Origin of the sequence: Pseudovibrio sp. Ad13 (assembly GCF_001623225.1) — a bacterium.
Lineage (GTDB): Bacteria > Pseudomonadota > Alphaproteobacteria > Rhizobiales > Stappiaceae > Pseudovibrio.
Window position 1 is genome coordinate 1 of record NZ_LMCC01000006.1, and the last position, 23,878, is coordinate 23,878.

Genomic DNA, 23,878 nt, shown 5'->3' on the forward strand with positions numbered 1-23,878 from the left:
GTGCTTCGTAAGCGGCCGGTGAAGGTTGTAAAATCACTCCCACTGGTTGAGTTTTGCCTCCAGATCGACGTCCCCCTTGTAGCTGAGAAGTTTGCCGAATGTATTGCAGCGATTAGTTGAGCCCACCAGACTTTACTTCCATTCACTGCACTGCGTGAACTGAGGTAAGTGAGAGGCTGTTGCCAGCATCGTGGGCCAACACCGGACATTCAGCCGATTCTATCGAAGGTTGTTGGCGCCTATTGTCGTGTTCTTAGCCCCAATGCCCGACAAACATTAATTTAGACTTCATGCAATGAGAGTGGTAAAGCTCCAATTCAAGAGCTGCATGACACCCCTAAGGATCAAATGAGCAAGCCTGGCAACGCTCTGAATCAATATATGTAGGCCTACACAAGTCAGCAGTTACCACTCTTTCTGCAGCAATCGGAGAGAATTGTCGCAGAAATGGTGTTTGTATTGCGCTTTCTATTTTTACCGAACAGTATTTTTATAAGCTGCTATTGCAGCTTTAAGTGCCGCAAATATTGCTGGGCACCTTCCGCCGCAGAATAAGACAAGAACTCCCAAAGTGACACTCATAGCGTTGCCGTAACCAAACTTCTCGAGTTCCATAATAGAAGAAATTAGGTTGGCAACTGTCATAAGGACTGTATCGTCATCAATTGTCGTGTCGATACCCTCGGCCAATGGAACACTAACCATCGCTCCAGCAAGCCCATTTACGACGCGAGATAATGGCGTATTGTCCTTTGTAGTTGCCATATTGGGAAGTCCTTTCGGGTATACAACTTTGAGTGCTGAATAGAATGCCTTTGACAGTTCCGCATGTTCTTGTGCCCGGTCATCTCCATTAATGATTCTGCGAGACTGCTGCCAGCTGTATCCACCATTTGCCCTATGGTAGTCTGATAGCTTATGCCCAGTATAAAGGCCGTCCCGCATACCAATAACGAGCGCGAGAACACTATAGTGAAGTTCAAGCAATCTATCTGGATCGAGTTCCAGTCTGATGTTCAAAGCTTCGCCAAGTTTCACATAGTTTTCATAATGAGTGATTTGTGCGATCCCGCGGCCATAATAACTTAAACCTGTTTCGGTATGTTCAATTGCATAATCGCGAGATATGCGTCCAGATTGGAAAAGCCGAGCAACATGAGCGCGAGCTACTGCATCTGTCTTGGCAAAACCTTCCCTGACAGGTTGCATTTTATGACCAACTTCAATCACAGAGGTCGCAAGTAAGACTGCAACTTCACTTAGGCTTGACACCCTTGCATCTGCCGCATACTTAAGTATGAACTGAATAGTTTCGATTGCCTCTTGTGGTATCGAGCCACTAAATACAGGCCCTCTCACGGCATCATAAAAAGATTTTCCCGGGTCGTAACTTGTAACCATGACAAACAGTCTGCCTTCCAAGTAATTTAGTGCCTTGCCTCATGCTATGTTGAGTAATTGAGAAATCGTAGATTTGCCCTTATAAGTAACATATCCATATTATTTAAAGCAATATCTGTAATCATCTGACGCAAACAGGTAATATAACATGCAACACCACATGTTAATGATATTTAATCATATCCACCTACTCTCATTCACATAAACCTTAAGGATCACCACCGTAATTTCTGCATTTATTCATACAGGTGTGCACGATATATTATTGTTTACATGCACACCCATATAGCTTTTATTGGGTCCTAGTTCGAAAGATACTTCGAATACTTTTCTTGTGTAGATTTAAAATCATCTACAGCCTTACCAAGTTTATCTGCAGAAGTTCGGAAGAACTTTTTCTCAGCCTCCTGATTTACCTCGTCCCGGTAATCTTGATAATCTTGCTGATAGTGTGGATTTGGATGATACGGATGACATTTGTGGCAACTTCCACTTTGAATGGGGCTAACTGTATGCTTTTTCCCCGTTTCATGATCTGTAAAGCTAATCCATATTACACCATCATCATCCGGCTGACTGTACTCTAGAGGGGTAATTTTCGCGAGACGCTCACCAATTGCATTAGTCATATTAGTAAGCGCATTCTGCCCGTAAGCATGAAAGTTCTTTGCCTCATCTACAATGCTATGCAAATAGAAACCTTCTAGCTTTCCTTGTGGTAGGGCGTCCATCAAAAGCAGTGTCTTATAGAACAGAAGCTTCAAATGAGCAGCAAAGAGCCAGAGCGCAAATGATCGCATTTGAAACGTAACAGCGCCATCTTTGGAAGGAGCTGTAGTAGAACTTAACTCATCGACAGCGGCACCAAAATTTGAATCAGCACTAGTCAAATCAAGGAGGTTACTGTAAAGCCGCCAGACATCGGGGTCAGCGTCTGCTTCCGTGATAGACTTCGGAATCTCAATATTCGAACCTTTAAGTGAACTATAAAGCTCGTTAAACGTCATAGAGGCATTTTCAATATGCCCATTAGCTTCTCGAATCTCTGCATCCTGTACAGCAGCTTCTACAATATCTGTGACACCTTGCAGAATTAGATTTACTTCATTATTTTTAGGTTTCGGAAGAAAGACGCTTAGCAGGGTGCTGAGGAGTGACAAGCCGGCCGCCGCTCCGATTCCGATTGGCCCACCAATTCCAAATGCAAGCATTGAGCCGACGTTTAGAGCCCCCTCGGCTAACTTTTCAATGTACTCTTCAGTGGAGGTCACCTCACTTGAGAAGGTCACAGGCTCAATCGGTATTGTGTTGATGTTCAACTCACCATTTGGGGAAACTGTGAGATGCCTGTAAGTGATGCTCAGCGCACCTTTATCAGTTACACGGTAGTATCTGACGGTGCCTGCTGGGAATCCTTCACTGGCGTCAATGATACCCACGAGTTCATTACTGATGGTTTCGTCAGGCTGAAAAGGATGGGATTCCCGTGCCGCTGCCTTGACATTATCAATCTGCATTTCAAACAGTTGTTTGAGATCTTCATCTTCCAATGTATTAGGATCGAGGAGTTTTTCGTCAACAGCTTGCTCAGGGGTAAATGGCGGTTTGGCCTGACCAACATATGAACTTGCATCATAGGATACCAGTTGAAGATCATCCCCGCTAACAAGCTTCAAAACACTATCAGCGTACGCAGTCGCATCAGCATCAGATGCGAATTGATCAAGTGGGATGATCAATTTGGCCTTAAGAGCAGCAGCTGGTTGGGTATCAAACAGAGTAGTAGACATAATAGACCCTTTGGTTGGGGAGGCAGAGTCGTGACTCTGCCCTGTTCAGTTTCAGGAATATCGAGGAAGCTAGCTAAGTTTATCCAGAATCTGGGCACAGGCCATTTGAGCAACTTCTGCTGCAATGATTCTGGGCAAAGGCTGACCATCCTTGGTTTTGAGATCAGCTAATGTCGTGAAAATAATCGGGCTGTATTTATTGCCTTTTGGCTGGCTGTTCCATACAGCTTCGAGTTCATCGACAAGTCGCATTTTTTCAGTAAACGAGTATTTGAACTCAGCAGCGGGGGACGCTTCCTTCATGATATTTGTTGCAAGAATGAGCGCCGGCCAGCTTGGACTATAGTCTTTACAAAATGTAGCGACATGATTCCAGACAACCTTGTCTGACTCATCATAAAATCTTGACTGTAGTTGAGACCTAACTGTATCAACTGCTTTTTTCGGAAATTTACTTAGATCCGGCAACTTATCCGCTTGATCTTTGCTTTGATCTTTATCTGACGCAAGCAACACAGAAGTCGTGATGAGTGCAATAGTTGTCACAACGGTCAAGCCGAGCGTAGCTACAGGAATCCAAAACTTTGCCCGGGTATAAAGTGGACCTTTTCGGTTTTGGTTGTTCTTCTCAAGTGCCTCTGCAATGCGCTCAAGTAGAGCGTTTTGCCGGTCCATAGCGGTTTGGTCAGTCCCTGTAAGTTGCTCACCTTCTGGGATTTGGCGGGTGTTGTTTAGACTATCTAAGCCAAGCTGAGCCTCAACTTCAACATCGGTGCTTGCTTCATTCTGCTCTACACCATCGAGAGCCTGGACAGTCTCCTGAGCAATTTCTTGCTCATTACCATTAAGGGTCGCGATATCTTCATCAACATCGCTATCAATCTCATTGGTGTTTTCTTCATCGGACTGGCTTTCAGATGGATCATCACCCCATTCTGTTGCTGGTTCCATCTCTATAAAATTTGGCTCTTCTATTAAATTTGGCATTGTCTTGTTCCTTTTCAATTAATGAAGACAATGTCAGCATAGAGCGCTTCTTGTGAGATGAAACAGCAAAGGAACTCTAATATATTGATATATATATTAGATTAGTCATATGCCAATTGTAGGATGTTCTGAAGTTCTTAGATTCTAAGGTGTTTTACGTTAACACTTATGGGCATTCATTATCATATTCTAACAGACAGGTTTATTGAGATGGGGAAGACCTACTATTCATCAAAAAATTTCTGAAAATGGTTGGCGTAGACTTATTTTCAAGCACATAGAGTGACCGAGTGTACTGACTTTTGGGGAATACTGTTTCAGTTTTGATCCTGCTTGAATTGTTTTATAAACTGGATTGAAGGTAGTCCGCTGTGAGGGGGAGGAGGTCGATTGGTGTTATGATCAAATCACCATTCCTCAAACATGTCTTTCACCGCTGATGGGCTTGAGGTTGATTTTCATTGCGGCACCTGCCCCACATGCGGGGTTATCCAAACTTTTGACAAAGCCGTTCTTACTTGATGCGATAATTACCATTCAACCTGTCGACCAACCTGCCATTCAGGATGGAGTTTGAATTTAGCTCTATGCTGTTATCATTGAGAAACATGTATGAACGTTTCGTCCTCTGATCACTCGGGTGCCCGAGAGGGATATATCGACGATGGTTGCTCTCTTGCTTCTGTCATTCCGAATTTTTAGAGCGGATTCGATTTTTTCCAGCTCACATACTATCTTTCCCACTTGAACAAGATAACCAAAGCGCCGTCACTCAGGTGCGACTATACAAGCCTCTTGCGAAGTCCTGCGTCATTATCTCGCCAAGATCAATAGGAATTAAACCGTGAGGCAATACTATTTAGTTCGCGGGCTTTGCATTGGGAGTAGTCTTTGTGTGCCGTAAGTCGCGCCACCCCACGTCATTGGCAACCGGGCTTCAGAAATATTCCCAAGCTCCTCTTTCGGCATCGCAATATCCAGCATCTTCTTCAGCTTGATATCCTCTTCCTCATCTATTGCATTGATCGGAAACAGACTAAGAAAGTTTACTCTTTAGGACTCCTACTCCTAGCACACGCTAAAACAGAAAAGTAAGTCGTGCACAATAAAAAGCAGCCTCAACCCACCCATGAGTTTGCCAAACTCAGCTTTTGCGTCACCGGATAGTGAAACATCCCCGACTATATTCACTCAAAAATTTCAGCGGTCCAATGCCTCTGCTATTTTCCACGTGATGATGCACAAAGCCATAAAACCAGACGTGTTGGCGACCTCCCAGCGAGTGCTGAGTTCAGAACCCATCATTGAGCCAACTCCATTTCCTCCTAGTATATAGTTATCGACACGGTCGTTTGGTAAGCCGTACTGTGGGGCGGATGAAACTCAACTAACTGACAACCACACTACTATGTAGTCCTCATTTACAGCAATTATGATTGATGCAGGTTTCCTGACGATAGCGGTACAGAAGCACCCCTTGATTACTTCGGCGAGGATAAACTCGTACATTATCCGCTCTGATGATTGCGCAATATAAACGCTCGGTCTCTTTTGGGGCGCACGTCTACTCGTGAGTTTTCATGATCAAAAATTACTGTAATCTATTGTAAGTGTGAAATGATTCCGTCTGACTTGAATCCCTTCGTACCCATACATAAACCTCAACTTTCTACTCATAGATGTGAGCTACTGACGTAGGCAAAGCACGCTATTTCGTATATATCATGTCAAATTTAATATAAATCGTGTATAATGAATCTTCTTGTTTTATATAAACATAGTAATTTACGTATATATAATATTTAATCTCAAATTTTTTTCATCAAATCCGAATTTGTAAGTATATCCTCAAATTAATATTACTATTACTGATTGAGATACCACTGTACGCGGTATGTTTTTTTTCGCTACAAATAAGTATCACACAAGTAAGGGGACTTCAGCGAACGTGGTGCCCGAATATTGTATGTAACGCTAAGATATCGATACAGGGGATATATTAAAATGATTCCAAATTCGAGTATTGCAGTAGGATATTGTAGAGCAAGTAGAGATGGACTAGGCCTGACAAACCAAAGAAGGACAGTTTTGAAATATGCTGAAGAAAAAAGAATAAAAGTAAACACGCTCTTTTGCATTCAAATGCCCAGAAGAGGCGATAGCCCAGAGTTGAAGCGAAAACAATTGTGTGATCAGGCTTCTAAATCAGGACTAGTATTAGTACCAAATTTAAGTCGTTTAGGTCTTGATATTGCAGATGTCGTCAAGACAATCAGCCTCATTCATGAGACGGGGGCAGAAATAGTAATAATAGATGAACGAATTCGCTTGAGGTCGAAAAATAATTCAGAAATTTCAGTACCCTTACTTCTAGAGGCCATAACATTACTCGAGCAGGAAAGAATTAAGATGCTTAATGTTCGAGCTAAAATCATACGTGCAGACGCAAATCCGAGAGGCCGGCCACGCGGTAAACTTGGAGTTTCTAGGTTAGATGGGAGAGAAGCCGAGATTAAGTTGCTTTTTGAGAAAGGACTAACTCGTGCTCGAATAGCTGACGCGCTGGGGGTTTCTCGCACTGCTTTTTATCACTTTCTCGATTCAAGAAACATTCAACTGAAATCAGAGCTATGAGGGTTTCTTGAGGTCAAGTTGGTGCAGTTACGAAATATCGTCTGCGACATGCAAACCAGCAAGTAACTTTAGAAGTAGAATTAGTAGTTCGTGTGTTTTGGCTTTTTCCTTAGTTTGTGATTATGGGCCAAAACACTCCCTTATTCAATTTGTCCAATATGGCTATAAGGTGTCGATGGTATATCAATTCTAACTAAGAAAGCCTTCTTCCTCCCATCGCAAGCTTACCGAATTCGACCTCCGGTAAAAAGGGCTGTCTAGCAAGGTTCATTCAAGAAGCGTCAAAATAGTAGCTTTGGTCACTCAGCAAAAAGCTGACCAAAATCGACCTCTGGTTGAAGTCACGCGCATTCTCGACGTACCTAGATTTAGGTTGAACGGCAGCAAATGGTCAAAATTGTGGTTCGACTGTAAGCTCACACCAACGTTGAACAAGAAAATCCTACGTTTTTCTTGCAGCCCAAAAGCAAGCCTGAACAGCGCGGATTGAGCATAAGAAAACCCGTTGCGAATATCACCGCAAAGTTGCTTTCTGCCTCAGGTCTTTTCTTGTGGCCCTGTGTGGGCTCGGAGGCGGATGCGCATTAATTGATTGGCATCAGTCTCATGGCGCTATGTCCAGTCTCAGGAATGTGGGCCAGTCTCACATAATATGGTTTCGTTCTCAGACTATTTGAGCCCGCCTGGATTCACAATTTCAAATAATCTGAGCCCAAAATCGCGAGGAGCTCAAGCCCGCCACATTTGGATTTCAAGTCCCTACAATTAGCTGCATTCCACCGTCTGGCACAGGTTGCCCATTGCACCAACTTCTATTTCTGGCACGGCTCAGAACTTGACCTTGGTATTTTGGAAGCGATGTATGTGCATCAGGCAGCCGCAACCTAAAGTTGCGTCTGGCTAAGTGACATTTTCGGCCGTAACATCCGCTCGCATGACCTGCTGAAAACCCTCTCAAGTTTGAGCCTCCATTCGTCAACATTCCGAAAGGTCCCGGACTGGGTATCGAGCTTGATGAAGACGCTATCAGTCAGTTCAAGCAATTGGAGTTCATTGAAGACTAAGCGACTTACTTTATTTGCATCTTATTGGCATGAGGAGGAATTCTTATGCCAGTTTTTTTTATCGCCCACTCTTTGTCAAAGCATTACAACACCAGCTCTAAAATTTTAGAAGCGCATATCTCACATTACTTCAAGCAAATCGTCTCCTAGTTGAACAGTTGTGGTGACACCTCTGTCATTAATTTTATACGCGTCAATAACAACAGGAGAAACCAATGCGCGTCTTACTTCTTATTCTTAGCCTTATTTCGTTTTCATTGCATGCCGGAACTGCTTCTGCTGGTCCGGGAACAGTTATCCATGCCTGCGTAAATCTCGATGTAACCCCGTTAAATTCCATCAATGTTAGCTTTACCGCCGATGAAAACACCGATATTTGCATGAATGATGTAGGTAACGATAGCAGCCTTACAATTGATCATGCCGGAATTGAATGCGTCAGCGTTGGTTATGTCGAGGCGGAAAGTTCATGTAGTGGCGGGGCTCCTGTCTGGTCATTAAGCTACCACACAGACAATTATGCGCAGTCGGGAACTACAATAACAAGTTGGAGTGACGACAACTCCCGCAACACTATTCAGCTAATTGACCCTTCAAAGGGAACACACATTTGTCCAACTGAGGCAAATTGTGAAGCTGAATCTCTTAGCTGGGATGAAGGCACAACAGGCCCGGTCTACATCATCTTTGACATTGACTAAGCTCCTTAAAGCCCCCTCCAAACAACCGGATAATGCAAAAAGTGGCCTGTCCCTTACGGGGCAGATGTCACTTTGACCCGACCAAACCAACCTCAATAAGAAAACGGGAGAATATGATGACCATTTCACAATATCCTGGTTCGCAAGCATTCAACCAGTCACTTCAGGCTCAGGAATACGTTAACAAGAACACTGGCTCACTTGTTGTCCAAATACCACTGGCACAGCTGCGGGGAAAAACAGAGGCTATCGGCGTTGGCCTTAATGCATTTTATTCGGCAGGATCCAAGGGACAATTGGGGTTGCCATCAGGATGGGGCTTCAACCTGCCATTTGTGGCAAACGACGAAACATTCACCTTTCAGGGAAAAATCTATATTATTGATCCTAATTGGACTGATAGCTCCGGATACCAGTCTGGACTCAGGTATCTAAATGACCACGGTCGTAAGTTTCAGAAATTTGTCGTAGATCAGCCGCTTCCCTCTGCCCCGGGTTCTTATCGTTACCTGTTTACCTACGATAACGGGTCTAAAAGCTATTTTGATGCAACCGGCAAGCTGCTTCTGCAGGCTGATTTGTTCGGTAACTCAATTACCTACAACTACACAGACTCGTTCGGGGATGTTTTTGGAAATAAGCTGGCAAGCATTACAGACTCATTTGGGCAAGTGATACAGCTACAGTATGCACCTGGAGAGGTTGTTGTCTTACTGCCAGATGGCTCTACACAAATTATAGAATTTTCCAATGAGGGCATTTATCGAATAACCAACCAGATTGGTGCAAGGACTGAACTTACTTACACCTCGCAATCTGATGTTACGGTAGTTCAGCAAATCGCATATGCAACAGGTCTTATCTCAACCTACCAATACACTGCTATTGAATACCTTAATGAAGAAGGGCAGGTACAGTCATTTCCTGCGGTAGAACTGCATAGGCACAGTAACCTGAATGATGTTTTTTTAGGTGAAACCAGGTATTCCTATGGCACCCAAAGTCAAGGCAACACTTTCACGGGTTACACGCAAGGTTATCAGCTCTCAACCAGTGGCGATACATTGATGAATAGTCAGGACACAGAGTATCTTTATGATGTTCTTGTGCAACGGTTTGATGAAACAGGAACCCGTCTATCTGCATCCAGCATATTTTATAACTATCTGCATTCACCGATGCAGGAGTATGCCTATCTGCTGGATGAAAACCATAATGGGGTGAACGCTCTCCGAACCCTTTTCAGCTATGAACAAATCACAGATCTACATGACCGCAGTGTAAATATTGGCAAGCCTTCTACTGTGGTTCGTAGTATTTATGACCCAGCAGAAGACAAATGGATTGATCAGTCCAAAGTTGAAAATAAATACAACGACTTCGGTAATCTTACTCAAAACAAGACATATGACCTGACAAATGAGGAAGCTCTCCTTGTTTCTCAGCTTGACCATAGCTTTGCCCAAACCAGTTGGGGTGGTCAGATGCCATTGGAGACAAACCAGCAGGATTTATTAGGTGATCACCAAATCAAATTGAGTTTTATTCTGACGCAGGATCAGAAAAATATTGCCACAGTAACAACCTCAGAAATGAAGTCAGGCCAACCCGAGTTCCTGCCCATCAAAACAAAAAGCTACTTCTATGATGAGGATGGTCAGCAAACTCGATGGGAATTGGCATGGGCGGACGGGTATACCGGTGAACGTGGTGATCTTAGTTCTGTCAGCAATACCATATTGTCCCAATATAACGCTGAAACGCAGGAGCTGTCTGTTTCACTTACCAATGCCATTGGTGAAACAAGTCAGTTTTTCTATGATTTACGTCTGCCCATGGGGCCATGTGTAAGGCAGATTTCACCATCAGGCGACACTTATCAGCTTCGTTATGATGCACTGGGGCACCTTACCTCCACTACTGATCCTTTGGGTAGAGAAAAGACCTTTAGCTATACTCTGGCACAAGGCGAGCCAGAAAGTGACAGCGCTGGTGAGAATATGACCTTGATACATAATGCTAATGGGTATGAACTACGTACAACCTATGATGCTTTGGGGCGGGCCATCCTTCTTGTAGACAACGGTAATCCAACCCAGACTACCCCTGTTTTGGACCGACAACTGCGTACTATCACATACAATGCACTAGGGCTAAAGGCCAGCGAAACCACAATAACCGGCGCAACTGCACAGTATACCTATGACGCTCTGGGCCAGTTAATCCAGCAAACTGATCCACTGGGAAATATTCTGGAAGTTCATCGTGATAACGTAAACAGGAAAGCAGAGAGTATCCTAAATGGCTCTTTGCGTACCCAAAGTCGATATGATGGTTTGAACCAGGTTGTTGAAGTTCGAAACTACCAGTTCACTGAGGAGGGTACTCCTGAAAATTACAATGGAACCCTATTGACCTACAACGGTTTTGGGCTGGTTACTCATCAAAACACTTTCAACGTTTCCGATGCAGAAAAAACTGATATTTCAACGGTCACTTACGAATACAACGCTGATACAATGCAGACCCGAAAGACTGTTTCAGGGATGTCTCAAGAGGCTGGTTTGCAGGCACAAGCAACCACGGAAACAGCTTATAATCTACTCCAGAAACCAAGGCAGACCCACCAAACAGTTACTTACAACGGCGTTCCTCAAGCAACCGTATCCGGCGATATCTTAAGCTATGATGGACTTGGAAATCTGATAAGCGCAACAAACGCTCTGGGACAATCAGAGGAGTTTACTTATGCACCCGGTGGCTTACTGGAAAGCTACAGGCGGTATGATGGCACAACAACCACGTACAGCTATAATGCTGTCGGAGAGCTGATCAGCGCACAAACCGGAGAAGAGACCTATACTTATTCTTATTTGCTGAATGATCTGGTTTCTGAGGTTTCTAATGGCTCAGAAAGTTCCAGCTATGAATACTCTCTGGATGGAACAGCGCTGGCTATTCACTATCCTGATGGCAAATCCATAAAGTTTACAAAAGATGCTTACAGCCGTGTTACGCACTGCCAGCTTCCTGACGAAACTCAACTTACCTACACCTACAATCATTTAAATCAGATTTCTCAACAAACAGCCGGTAATCTGACCATGAACAATGGCTGGGGAACAGCAAATGGAATGCAAGGCGTATTGATTAGCCAGCAGTTTTCCGGTCCTCTATCCCAACAGATCTCCTATGAATACGGCGGCTACGGGGAAGTTGAACATGTTGAAACCACAGATGAGAACGGACAGATAATCTATAGGGCCCAAATGCCTCGAAATCCTCAGGGCCAGCTAAGTTCGCTTTCCTCAAGCTACCCATTGCTTTCAGGTGAGCTTGTCGAAATTAATAAGTCAATGGTCTACGATGGGATTGGCCAGCTTGTTTCCTCCACCCTGCGAACTGCAAATGAGACCAAAACAAACACTTTCAGCTATGATGGTGCTGGTAATATTCTTAGGCATAGCTCAAACGGGCAAACCACTAATTACCAGTATAACGAAATCAATCAGCTGATCAGCCAAGGTGCTACCTATGATGCCAATGGCAACATGATTCAGGATGTTGATGGTGCAACTTATACCTTCAGCACTACTAATCAGTTGCTGGCTGCACAACCTCCGGGCGAGCAAAGTGTCCAGAATACATATGGTCTTGATGGCCTGCTCGATCAGGTTAAAACAGGTAGCAATGCCTCAAAGTTCTATAATATTGCGGGCTGTGTAGCCAGTGTTGCCACCGGTACAGATGAAAATGCACCAAAGTATCATAGTCTGTTTTGGGCAAACTCCCAGCTTGTCGGGCAGGTAAACCCGGAAAGCACAACATTGTTCTCAAGTGCTGCCGGGTCTGTTCGTCTGCACACCACCTCCAATGCCAAAACAGATATTCAAATCTCAGATTATGGCACAATCAAAAGCAGTACTGCCTTAACACCACCCAACAGTCTGAACTGGAATGCGCAGTACACCAACCCGGAAAGCAGCCTCACCTATCTAAGAACACGCTGGTACAGCCCAAAGTCCATGCGTTTTCTCTCACTTGACCCGGTTTACTCAATCAACCGATATGCTTATGCCGATGGCAACCCCATTATGAAGAGTGATCCAAGTGGTTTGCTAAGCGATGAAGCATGGTTAGGCCTGCTGGCTGGCATTGGTGTTGCCATTCTAATAGTAGTTGGAGGAGAGTTTGTACTTGCTGGTACTTTGGCTGCTGAAGCCGTGGAGGCAAGCTATTGGGCTCGAGCATCTATTGCAGCGGCAAGCTCTGTAGGCGGTGATGTTACAAACTCACTTATTATCGGCGAGGATATTACAGCTAAACAGATTATCGTTGATATACTTGCAGGATTTGCGGGATTTGCAGCTGCAGAGAAGGTCGCAAACGCATCGACAACTAGTGCTTTAAGATCAGCTCTGGAAACAAATAGTACAGCAATAAGCGTCCAAAAGCAGGCCAGAGTAACCTCTGGGGTTTTGGGAGGACTTGCAGATGCAATAACTGCAGGTGCGGTTAGCTCCATCGGAAATAACCAACCCTTTTTCTCGTCGCAAAACCTGATCAGTATTGTTGTAGGTGGAACGTCTGGAGGTTATTTTGCCGGGCGCAAAGTAAACCTTAAGGATAGCGAAGTCGTACCGGTTCCAATCAATGACAATGAGATCTCACTCATATCTGGCGATAAGTTCTCAGAACTTGATACGATCTCATTTGAGACCAAAGATTCTGCGAGCAAAATCATAAATAGCTTTTTGCCAAATGTCGATGAGCTCAGCAGTGGTCGAGCAAGATCAAGGGCACCAGTTAGCAGCAATCAGTTAACCCTTAAATTTAGGGTTATCGATGGTGTGATTCATGTCAGAAGCAATATTGTTGGTCCTGAAAAGGTTCTGCGACCTGTTACAAATAGAGTGTTTGCTAATGCAGTAAAACGGGAGATTGACACAACAAATAAAGAAATTATCTTCCTGACTAAAGGAACATTTAACGATGCTCAATCAATCGCCGAGATGCTTCAGGCAACAGTCAAAGGCAACCTAAGTTACAGTTAAACTATGGCACTCGATTGAATACAATCAAGCAACAAGAATTATCTCAACCAAAAAAATTAGAGCACGAGGCAAGACTGAGAAAGATCGCAACGTGCTCTAATGAAATCCATTAGCATTCAGCTAGACCCTATCAACGACTTTGTCAGATTGTGTAATTCGTTGACTTCGCGTACATAAAAGGCCTGTGGGGGCCTAAGCTGCAAAAGTGGCCAAAAATCAGAACAATTAAAGAACATGCTGGGTGACTGTCGTTAGTATCTCGGAGTGTGAGCTGGTAAGATGCGGACAAACCGGTCTTTCGCTGACTGTGAAAACTCTTTTCAGTGAGATGCTGATGCCAACGGTGGGACAATAGCATGCGTAATCGGGGTCGTCCTTCATGAGAGGTCAGCTCTTGTTAAGATTGCAGCATATTGCTGCGAGGATGGGAGAGCACCATGGAATACTATGCTGGTTTGGATGTTTCTTTACGGTCTGTTTCGATCTGTGTGATTGACGGCGAAGGCAAGATTGTATTTGAACGCTCGGTTGCCTGCGAAGTTGATGTTATCGTTAGTACCTTGGCCCAGGCGTCGTTGCCTATCACCCGTCTTGGCTTTGAAGCTGGAACAATGAGCCTACCTCTGTTTTACGGTTTGAAAGAACAACATGGCTTTGACGTTGTCTGCATGGAGGCAAGGCAAGTGCATGCGGCTCTGTCGGCCATGCGTAACAAGACCGATAAGAATGATGCACGCGGCATAGCGCAAGTCCTGCGTTCCGGCTGGTATAGCCCAGTGCATATGAAAAGTCACCGTTCACATGCAATGCGCACGCTCATGAGCAGTCGCAAGGCATGTTTGCGTAAGTGCATAGATCTGGCAAACGAGGTACGCGGGCTCTTGAAAGTCTACGGCCTACGCCTGCCGGAACGGATTAAACACACACACTTTGATGCAACAGTGCGACCGTGTATCGAAGCCAATCCGGATTTGAGCCTGGCTCTGGTTCCGCGGCTTGCGTTACTGCAAACGTATCAAGAGCTGGACAAGCGCGTTAAACACGCTGCAAGCACTAACTCAGTTTGCTTGCGACTAATGGAAATCCCCGGCGTTGGCCCAATAACAGCGCTCTCATTTGTCGCCGCCATGGATGACCCGGCGCGGTTCAGGAGTTCGCGAACGGTTGCTGCCCACTTCGGCTTAACGCCGAGGCGTTTTCAATCAGGAGAACTGATAATCCTGGCCGGATCTCTAAAGCAGGAGACATGGAGGTCCGCTCTGCCCTTTATACGACTGCTAATGCAATGCTAACCCGCTGTACTGGCGGATCCAGCATCAAGAGCTGGGGGATGCGCCTGATGCGGACCAAAGAGCGCCGCCGTGCTGTTGTCGCGGTAGCCAGAAAGCTCGCGGTTGTCATGCATCGCATGTGGGTCAATGATACATCGTTCTGTCGTGATGGCTTGGAGGTTGCTGCATAATATAGCCTGACCTCAATATCACGGCAGGATCGTCCTCTCTGGACGAGGTTTGTAGATGAAGCCGAAAATGTCTGCTGCGCCATGAAAGCGCGTCCAATAGCGGGGCTCTCTACAACCATTCCGGCACATGCTTGCAGCCGCTCACTGTAAAGAGCGACCCAGACTGCGAAGAGAAGCGTGACCCGGAGATGGATATGATCTAAATGAAAAGGAAAAAGAGCTTGACCTCAACGCCCGATTAGAGAAGCGGTTATTCGGGCACTTCTAGCTGAGGTTGAATAAAGCTTATGTAAAATGTTGTGCAATCATTGAAACGAGACTTCTTCAAGATACAGTCCTTGGTACGAGGCCACAACATCTCTACTTCTCAACTCGATCAATGATCGGGGGATCTTCTCGCATTGCCTTATTGCGCTCTGCAATACGTTTTTCAAATGCTACGACCACTTGACCTGCTCCACCCTTGACTATCGGGGTGCCTGTAGTCTCCCTATTCTAGGCCATCACCTTACCCATCAGAGATCCCAAAGTTACTTCTGGGGTCGAACCTGAACGCAAAACTCCTTCCACCAACTGTATTAGAGCCCTTGAGAGACACATTCCTGTCGGTGCAACTCAGAAACACTGCCTCATTTTTGCTCTTCGGCAGGACCCTTTGCGATTGGTCGGCCTATTAGTTCCATTGGCATTGGAAAGACAATCGTATTACTTCTATCGCTCGCGATTGTCTGCAGGGTTGTCAGATAACGCAGCTGCATAGCTTGATCGTTCTGAGAGAGAATTCCGGCGGCTTCTAGAAACTTTTCTGCCGCTTGCTGTTCGCCCTGCGCGTCGATGACCTTGGCGCGGCGTAGCCGCTCTGCTTCCGCCTGCTTTGCGATTGCCCGGATCATGCGGTCATCAAGGTCAATGTGCTTTAACTCCACATTTGACACCTTAATACCCCAGGTTTCCGTCTGTTCATCCAAAATACGCTGAATATCAGCGTTTAACCGATCTCTCGATGCGAGCATTTCGTCAAGCTCATGCTGACCTGCAACCGAGCGCAGCGTTGTCTGAGCCAGTTGGGTGGTCGCCTGAAGGAAGTCTTCAACCTGTATAATCGCCCGTTCAGCATCCACGGCGCGAAAATACACGACGGCATTGACTTTGACGGAAACATTGTCGCGCGAAATTACGTCCTGCTCAGGCACGTCTAAGACGCGTGTGCGCAGATCCACCCGAACCATCTGCATGATACCCGGAAGAACGATGATCAAACCTGGACCCTTTACTTTCCAGAAACGCCCTAGCAGGAAGATCACACCTCGCTCATACTCCCGCAAAATCTTCAATGACGAGAAAACAATCAAGAGTGGAATCAGTACAGTCAAAGTCCAGGAATAATTAAGCAGTTCGTTCATGACTGGTCCTCACTTTTAAGGGGAGAGACGGTGAGGGTTAACCCCTCAATAGCCGATACTTCGACGGTGTGGCCCGGCATTAAAGGCGTTGTACTTGTTGCTTGCCATACTTCACCATGAACTCTGACGTGCCCCTCTCTTCCATTCCAGTCCAAAACCACGGCTTTACTGCTGAGCATTTCTTCCCGCCCTGTTACGACGGCACGGCCCTTGGAGCGCATAAGAAGATAAAGAATGACGAGAAAAACCCCTGCACTAACAGCTGCGATCGACCCAATCAGCATAGGAGATACCTCCAGCTCTGGAGTGTCACTGTCGATCAGCATGATTGAGCCCAGCACAAAGGCGACGGCACCACCCAGTCCGAGCACGCCGAAGCCGGGCGCAAATACTTCAGCAATCATAAGGCCGAGCCCGACAAGAATTAAAGCCAGACCGGCATAGTTTACTGGCAACAGCTGAAAGGCGTAGAGCGCTAAAAGCAGGCAGATCACACCGGTAATCCCTGCGATGAAAATACCTGGGCTGTAAAATTCCAGAACGATGCCATAGATGCCGATAAGAAACAGGATATAGGCAACACTCGGATTGGTGATGACAGAAAGAAACTCGGTCCGCCAATCTGGTTCCACCGGAATAATCGTCAAATTATCAGTTTTGAGCGTAATCTGCCCTTCTGGCAACTCTACGGACCTCCCATTTAATTGCTGAAGAAGATCGGTTTGACTATCGGCAATAAAGTCGATGACCCCTTCCTCAAGAGCATCGACCGCCGTTAGGCTGGCAGCTTCGCTGACCGCCTTTTCCGCCCACTCTGAGTTTCGGTGCCTCAACTGGGCAAGGCTCTTGATATAAGCCTTCGCATCGCTGATAGCTTTGTCGGAGGAGGACGGGGCCGCACTTGTCTCTTCGTCCTCGTCGTTGTCAGAGCCTTCTGATCCGGGAAAACCACCACCTACCTGAACCGGTGTCGCAGCGCCAAGATTGGTTCCCGGTGCCATGGCAGCAATATGGCATGCGTACAGAATATAGGTTCCGGCACTGGCCGCACGGGCACCGCTCGGTGCAACATACCCAACAACTGGAACCGGAGATGCCAAAATGGCATGGACGATGGTGCGCATTGCAGTGTCTAGACCACCAGGGGTGTTCAAGGTGAGAATGACAAGCGTGGCTCCATCTTCCTGGGCGGATTGGAGGCCACGTGTCACATAGTCAGCAGTGGCCGGCCCTATAGCGCCTTCAATACGGATAAGTGGGGCGGTCCGATCCGTTTGGGCGTTACAGTAGCTCGTAGCAAAAAGCGCAAAAATGAAGAAGCTACCGATTAGAATTGCCAGAAATACGACACATTGAATACAGGCAAATCCTAGACCTTTAAGATTTGCAATCTGCCATTCCGTTCCTGTTGCCGCCAATCGCATTTTAAGGTGCGTTCTGTTTTTAGTTGGTTACAGATGGATCACTTCACTAACTACATAAGGGAATGTGATGACTAACGTAATCAAGTAAGAATTGCTGTTATAAGTCACAGCCAATTATCGGTATCTATACTGACACAAGCCGCGTGTAATGGGGACTTTGGTGAATAAGACAGTTTCTAAGAGCTTAAGGTACCTCCAAGCTGCTTGCATTTAAAAAGAAAATTACTTGTTCGCGAGTCTGCTTGTTTGAGAGCGTTCGATGAAGGCGACCAAAATCTTGCATTAATAATGGGTGGACTGTCAAAAATTACATGCGACATTTCAATCATTGCTACGAATGAGTTCGGTGAAATCTCAGAGCCTTATGGTCATCATAGAGGGGCATCCAGCACCATGCCTCAAAACACAATTCTATATCTTGTGAGCTAATTTTGACTGCAACAAAGATGCTACGATCCCGCGCAAGTTTAATGACTGACGCAATGCAGCAGGATTTTGAACAGGCTACCGGGCCCTAGCATTTGGAGTAGGCGGCTTTACTTGAATGCTTTACTTGAATGCTTTGCGTTAACCTCGGAAGCTCTCGTGCAGCCAGCTGTTTTCTCTCTTCATCTGCTCAAAAATAGCGCAGACATGACAGTAGCTCCTCAGATGCTGCCGCACTCTATGCATAACAGCCTGACGTTGAACTGTGCTCCAAGAAAATTGTAAGAAGAACAAGCGCTTGGAGCACACTTTATTTACACGAACATAAAGTCATCAGCGCTGATTAGATCGGCACCGATATCGGACAACACGATGGAACCACCTTGGTAGGAAATGAGCGCGCCATCCTCCGAAGCCAAAATAGTGAGTTCTTCAAGACTGGTGACGCTATTCTTGATAAACTTGATGACATCTAGCCCGCTCGAAAAGTCGGTAATCCTGTCATCTCCAGAGTTAGCCGCAAAGATGAAAGTGTCTTTGCCTTTGCCACCGGAAAGTATGTCATCACCGATGCCTCCTGTGAGGAGGTCACTCCTCTTTCCACCATCAAGCTCGTCATTGCCTATGCCGCCATCTAAGCGATCGTTTCCATTGCCTCCAAGCAGGTTATCATCGCCTTTCCCGCCGTAGAGCCTATCGTTGCCCACTCCTCCATCCAGAGTATCTCGACCATCTTCGCCGTAAAGCCTGTCCTTGCCTTTGCCACCTTTGAGCTGATCTATCCCGCTGCCGCCATAGAGCCAGTCATTGCCACGCCCACCATCCAGCAAATCGTGACCTTCATTTGCAAAAAGCTTGTTGTGAGCGTCGTTGCCAATCAGTTCGTCATCCCCAGAACCGGTATATGCATTTTCAATCACGGTTCCACGCATAATGGCAAGATTGCCCTTCAAGCCCTGAACATCTGAATAGGTTTCCTCGACAAGAGAAATCCGCTGATCACTAGTCACAGAGCTGAAGTTGATGCTATCGTTGCCACCATCATCCAGAATGGTGAAGGTCACCGGAACCATGCCAGCGATATCATCGTAATATCCTCCAGCATTGGAGTTTTCGCCGTAGATGGTGTCGTCAGTACGCAAGTTACCTGCCGTTCCATAAAGATCTTGCATAGCAAGAATGTCGGCGATCATAGGCGTGACCACATACGCATAACTGGCATCGATGTTCGTGTTTCCCTGCTGACTAAAATATGACATGACTGTCGCTTGCCAGGAATCATTGGAATAATGATTGTCTACGCCGAATGTAGCATCTCCGTTATAATGGCCGGCATGCCCCAGCCCTAGCGCATGTCCGATTTCGTGAATATATGTCTGATAGGAGTACGAGTTTAAGTCCGCTCCATATCGATCAACCCAGTCCGCGCTAACATTGACGAATGATCGCTCAATTTCACCATAAAAGGTGTTGGAGCTTGCATAAGCTCCGCCATAATTGTCGTCGAAGTTTATCTTTGCATAGGTATCTGTAAATTCGAAATTGATGCCAGTCATCATTGACCATGCGTCAAGAGCATTCTTTGCCAGGTATTGGCCGGTATCTGTCAAACCAGAAATATTGACCGAGATCGCCTCTCCAGGTTCCACATCAAATGCCCGGCGATATCCCCAATATGCATCAGTCAACTGATGTGCAATCTGGTCATTTGAAAAAGCGTCTGGATCTACCGGAACTTCAGTAGAGCCAGCTTCCTCGGTTATACTAAGCTGATAGTCTCCAAAAGAATTTCCCTCTGCACCAATGGTAGCCAAAACATAATAGGTGCCGCGTTTCTCAGGTGTGAAAGTGACTTCGGATTTACTACCATTCCCATTTTCAGTGTCCGACGCGACAGGCCTGGAGTTGGGATCGAACAAGACCAAACTTGTGTCCGATGGCCCATTGGACCCCTCACTGTCCATGGAGATCGTGTACTCAACCCCCGCCTCAAGGACAATCGCAACAAAATCTGAATCTCCGCCTCTTTTCAAAGACCCATAGAAAGTATCCTTCGGGGTGAGAGTGTACGGAGTATCAAAGTGGGCAGGAGCATCTCCCTTTTCCACTAATATAGATTTATTGGAGTTATAGTTGGTCGACATGCGAATCTATTCCGATAAATTAAATTATCGAATTACGATATACACTATTTACATACTATCAATATTCATATGTACATCTTGCACAAGTTGTTTATTTTGATTTATACTATAATATTACTAATTATCACGGAATTCTCAGCATAAGTTGCTGCATTATAACAAAATTAATATCTACTTCACTGCAGAGATTGACGGATCATTTGCAGGCTTCTGATAAAGATGCTCTCCATCTAGCCGTTGAAGCATCACTTATCTGCATAAGCTTTGTTCTGATACTTGTGTCTTTCGCTTCCGGATTGGGCTCAGAAATCTTGTCTTCATCGGTATAGGTGCCAGTTACACTGCTGTATCGCGACGAAATAGCGAGCCTTACTATGCGATCAGCTCCTACTTCCGGTGGAGAGGCAAAAATTCGCATGATGAGCCGAAAAATACCTGGAATGCCTTTTAGATCCCGCAGCAAGTTGGAACGAATGAAGCCGGGATTAAGCGCGTTTACAGTGACTCCTGAGCTTTCTAATTGCTCAGCCAGCTCAACTGTAAACGCATTGAGCGCGAGCTTTGCCTGAGCATAGGGTTTTAGCGCATCAAAGCCGTGTTTCGTTTGGAGATCTTCAAAATTAATATGGCCTAGTGCTTCCGTTTCGGAGGAAACATTCACAATTCTTGACGGCGCAGAGGTTTTGAGACGCTCTAGCAAAAGGTTCGTAAGCAAAAAGGGGCCAATATAATTAATCGCCCACATCTTCTCCAACCCATCTGCTGTGATGGTGCGTTTTGGGACTTGAGCACCTGCGCAATTGACTAGGACGTCTATGCGCTTGTGAGTGGCTATGATGCGTTCAGCACAACAGCGAATGCTCTCCATTGATGCCAGATCACAGGATAGAAACTGCGCAAACCCTCCATCAACGGCATTTAGCTCGCGTGCAACTGCCATCCCTTTTTCTTCATTGCGACCTAAGATGATCAGGTTTGCCCCGAGCTTATGCAGTGTACTAACAGCGGCTCGCCCCATACCATCAGTTCCACCCGTAAACACAATTGTCTTACCTGATATGTGCTTGTCTTCTTCAGGGATTGCATAGACGGGATTTGGTTTCCTTCGTTGTGGTGTGAAAGTGTTGAGCACCATACTCGCTTGCTTGATAATTGAAGCATTTTTAGAAGTCATGGCCCCCTCATTCGGAAATATCTAATTCCGGAATTGTTAATTACCGAATAATCGATATAGAAGTTTGACATGGAAATCAACCTTTGCAGTAATTAGGAAGTCTTCATGAATAAGAGATCAGGCCAGCGAGCTGAGCTTACCCGCGGTCGTAAGCGGGATCGTAACAGGACCGACGCTATTCTTGCTGCAACGGCTGAGTTAATTATCGAACATGGGTTTGATAAACTTCGAGTTCAGGATGTGGCAGAAAAAGCCGGAAGTGGGCTCGGTACGATATACCGAAGGTGGGAAACAAAAGAAGCCTTAGTAACTGACGCTATTCGCGCTTTTCCTGACCCTCCACTTCCTTCCAGTGATGACGCCGCAGCGGATTTGGCATCTGTTATTCGGGAGAAAACTGAGTTTTATGCTTCAAAACCAGATTTACTACCCGGAGTAATCTCAGCATTGAGGGAAGATAAGGGTATTGCTGACGCTATTCGTGATCGATATGACGATAAACCACTTCGTCAGCTTTTTGCCAGGCTATTGGGTTCTGATCATCCTCAATTGGATCTGCTAGCAGAGCTCGTCCCAGCAATACTTCTCAACCGAACAGTTTTCCATAACCGTCCAGTAAAAGCTGACAACTTTGCCGATGAGATCTTGGCACTTGTCAAAGCTTTATCAAGTGTTTGAGTTGAGAGACCCTGATGTTAAAATGAACGCATGCGAGGTTATAAGGGCACCTTAGTTACCGGCAGTGAGAGGCTGAGCGAGTGTTCCATGTGAGTGGTTTCTACCTTGCGAGGCATATTGATCTGATTTGAGCAATAATCATATGCGGTCATCTGTCCGGCGTGTTTAGACGGCAAATATGACTGCTGGCCTTGATGGTTACCGCTTGCCAAGTCGCAAACCGGTAAACGAACGACGACGTATCCCAGACATTCCATAGATGTCTGGGTTAATCTTTTCATTTGGCCGTGTAACAAAGCCCTAACCACATAAGTTGATGAGCAAAGCAAGCTCTTCGTGCGCACTTGGCTTTTCAGCTCACACTTGTTTAAATTATCGCCAATTTAGAAAGCTAACTCATATTGTAGTTTGATAAGAAGGTCGTTGTGGATGCAGACGCAAAGGATCTGAATATGACGGTACTGCTCATGCAGCATTTCGCGCTGCCGATCCCACCCGATGGTGTTGAAGATGCGAGGCGGTTTTATGGTACCTTACTGGGGTTTAAAGAAATAGAACGCCCTCAAGAAGCTAGTAGCCATGCCGGTTGTTGGTTCTCATCAGGTTCGGTTAATTTGCATTTGCTCGGCAGTGAACCATTTGCGCCAGTAACAGTTGGTCACCCAGGACTTGTTGTCGATGACCTGGCAGCTTTGGCGAAGAATCTACGGGCAGCGTGTGCCACGGTAACGGATGACACAATCCTCTTCGGCCACTACCGCAAGAAGGTCCATGACCCATTTGGAAACATGATCGAACTGTTGGAACCTGTTGATGGCGGTCATACGTTGTAGTTCCAAACCCAACAAAGACGCTTAACCTGGCGCAGGCTCTGACGCTTCACAATATCAAGTGGACGCCGTGTAGGTGGATTTTGTCAGCTTCGTTGCGGTAAAATGGGGCTTGGAGAACACTCAAAAGTGTAAGGACGTGAGGTGGCGAGCCTGCCCATTGCAGAAGCTTGCTCTTCAGATTTCATGCTAGGTACTGCCACCTTGTTGCTTTTAGCTGCTTGGGGTATTTGATAACTATGATTGATCTTGACGCTTTTCCTTGTCTCAAAGGCTATCGTTTCCCACGCAGTATCATTGGCAAAGCGGTTTGGGTCTATCATCCGTTCGCCATAAGCCAGCGCGATGTTGAAGATCTTCTGGCGGCGCGGGGAATAGTGCTTAACTTTGAGACAATTTGGAACTGAGTGCACAAGTTTGAGCACATTTTTGCTGGAAAAATCCAGAAGGACCGGACAGCAGCCAATGTTAGTTGCACCTTGATGAAGGTGTCGTCAAGTTCAACGGCGTTACCTATTGGCTGTGGCGGGCTGTCGACGGGAATGGCGATACTCTTGATATCCTTTCGCAAACGTGTCGTGACAAAAAAGCCAGCCAAGCCATTCTTTTATAAGTTTTCAGGCGTTGGAGCATGCCGCACGCTCTGATGAAGGACAAGCTTGGCTCCTACGGAGCAGCCAGACAAGAAATCACACCAGGTCTTGAG

Annotated in this window: 15 protein-coding genes; 8 read left to right on the top strand and 7 right to left on the bottom strand. The window is 45.9% G+C overall.

Annotated features, from left to right (window positions below; all coding sequences use genetic code 11):
* Nucleotides 1-474 precede the first annotated feature (474 nt).
* From PsAD13_RS09510 to PsAD13_RS09520, 3 genes are all read right to left on the bottom strand, one after another.
* Nucleotides 475-1,401: a hypothetical protein gene (locus tag PsAD13_RS09510; RefSeq protein ID WP_063317976.1), complete on the bottom strand. Its 927-nt coding sequence runs from the start codon at nucleotides 1,399-1,401 to the stop codon at nucleotides 475-477.
* 302 nt (nucleotides 1,402-1,703) lie between these two features.
* Entirely contained in the window at nucleotides 1,704-3,191 is a 1,488-nt protein-coding gene (locus tag PsAD13_RS09515) for a hypothetical protein (protein ID WP_063317977.1), read from the bottom strand.
* A 69-nt stretch (nucleotides 3,192-3,260) separates the two neighbouring features.
* On the bottom strand, nucleotides 3,261-4,178 hold the full coding sequence (locus PsAD13_RS09520) for a hypothetical protein (protein WP_153040866.1): 918 nt from the start codon (nucleotides 4,176-4,178) through the stop codon (nucleotides 3,261-3,263).
* 2,004 nt (nucleotides 4,179-6,182) lie between these two features.
* Between PsAD13_RS09520 and PsAD13_RS09525 the strand changes: the two genes are divergently transcribed.
* The 5 genes from PsAD13_RS09525 (at nucleotide 6,183) to PsAD13_RS28480 (ending at nucleotide 15,093) form a co-directional block, all read left to right on the top strand.
* A complete protein-coding gene (locus tag PsAD13_RS09525) occupies nucleotides 6,183-6,812 on the top strand; it encodes a recombinase family protein (RefSeq protein ID WP_084404683.1) in 630 nt (209 codons plus the stop codon).
* A gap of 1,279 nt (nucleotides 6,813-8,091) precedes the next feature.
* Nucleotides 8,092-8,577, top strand: coding sequence for a hypothetical protein (locus tag PsAD13_RS09530; RefSeq protein ID WP_063302624.1), 486 nt, complete (start codon nucleotides 8,092-8,094; stop codon nucleotides 8,575-8,577).
* A 116-nt stretch (nucleotides 8,578-8,693) separates the two neighbouring features.
* Nucleotides 8,694-13,631, top strand: a complete 4,938-nt coding sequence (locus tag PsAD13_RS09535; protein ID WP_063317980.1) for an RHS repeat-associated core domain-containing protein — start codon at nucleotides 8,694-8,696, stop codon at nucleotides 13,629-13,631.
* A 437-nt stretch (nucleotides 13,632-14,068) separates the two neighbouring features.
* Nucleotides 14,069-14,923, top strand: a complete 855-nt coding sequence (locus tag PsAD13_RS09540) for an IS110 family transposase (RefSeq protein ID WP_208986514.1) — start codon at nucleotides 14,069-14,071, stop codon at nucleotides 14,921-14,923.
* A 47-nt stretch (nucleotides 14,924-14,970) separates the two neighbouring features.
* Entirely contained in the window at nucleotides 14,971-15,093 is a 123-nt protein-coding gene (locus tag PsAD13_RS28480; protein ID WP_275496448.1) for a hypothetical protein, read from the top strand.
* Nucleotides 15,094-15,722: 629 nt separating this feature from the next.
* On the opposite strand, the gene PsAD13_RS09545 is transcribed toward PsAD13_RS28480, so the two are convergent.
* From PsAD13_RS09545 to PsAD13_RS09560, 4 genes are all read right to left on the bottom strand, one after another.
* Entirely contained in the window at nucleotides 15,723-16,496 is a 774-nt protein-coding gene (locus PsAD13_RS09545) for a slipin family protein (RefSeq protein WP_063317981.1), read from the bottom strand.
* A complete protein-coding gene (locus PsAD13_RS09550; RefSeq protein ID WP_084404685.1) occupies nucleotides 16,493-17,920 on the bottom strand; it encodes a nodulation protein NfeD in 1,428 nt (475 codons plus the stop codon). Before PsAD13_RS09550 ends, PsAD13_RS09545 begins: the two co-directional genes overlap by 4 nt.
* Nucleotides 17,921-18,660: 740 nt before the next feature.
* Complete coding sequence (locus PsAD13_RS09555; RefSeq protein WP_063317982.1) at nucleotides 18,661-20,490, bottom strand: M10 family metallopeptidase C-terminal domain-containing protein; 1,830 nt, start codon at nucleotides 20,488-20,490, stop codon at nucleotides 18,661-18,663.
* Between the two features lie 196 nt (nucleotides 20,491-20,686).
* On the bottom strand, nucleotides 20,687-21,664 hold the full coding sequence (locus tag PsAD13_RS09560) for an SDR family NAD(P)-dependent oxidoreductase (protein ID WP_063317983.1): 978 nt from the start codon (nucleotides 21,662-21,664) through the stop codon (nucleotides 20,687-20,689).
* 105 nt (nucleotides 21,665-21,769) lie between these two features.
* On the opposite strand from PsAD13_RS09560, the gene PsAD13_RS09565 reads away from it, so the two are divergent.
* The 3 genes from PsAD13_RS09565 (at nucleotide 21,770) to PsAD13_RS27935 (ending at nucleotide 23,579) form a co-directional block, all read left to right on the top strand.
* Nucleotides 21,770-22,342: a TetR/AcrR family transcriptional regulator gene (locus tag PsAD13_RS09565; RefSeq protein ID WP_063317984.1), complete on the top strand. Its 573-nt coding sequence runs from the start codon at nucleotides 21,770-21,772 to the stop codon at nucleotides 22,340-22,342.
* A gap of 425 nt (nucleotides 22,343-22,767) precedes the next feature.
* A complete protein-coding gene (locus PsAD13_RS09570; protein WP_063317985.1) occupies nucleotides 22,768-23,175 on the top strand; it encodes a VOC family protein in 408 nt (135 codons plus the stop codon).
* 236 nt (nucleotides 23,176-23,411) lie between these two features.
* Nucleotides 23,412-23,579 carry an IS6 family transposase gene (locus tag PsAD13_RS27935; RefSeq protein WP_206599764.1) on the top strand — a complete coding sequence of 56 codons (168 nt, stop codon included), beginning with the start codon at nucleotides 23,412-23,414 and terminating at the stop codon, nucleotides 23,577-23,579.
* Nucleotides 23,580-23,878: the final 299 nt, after the last annotated feature.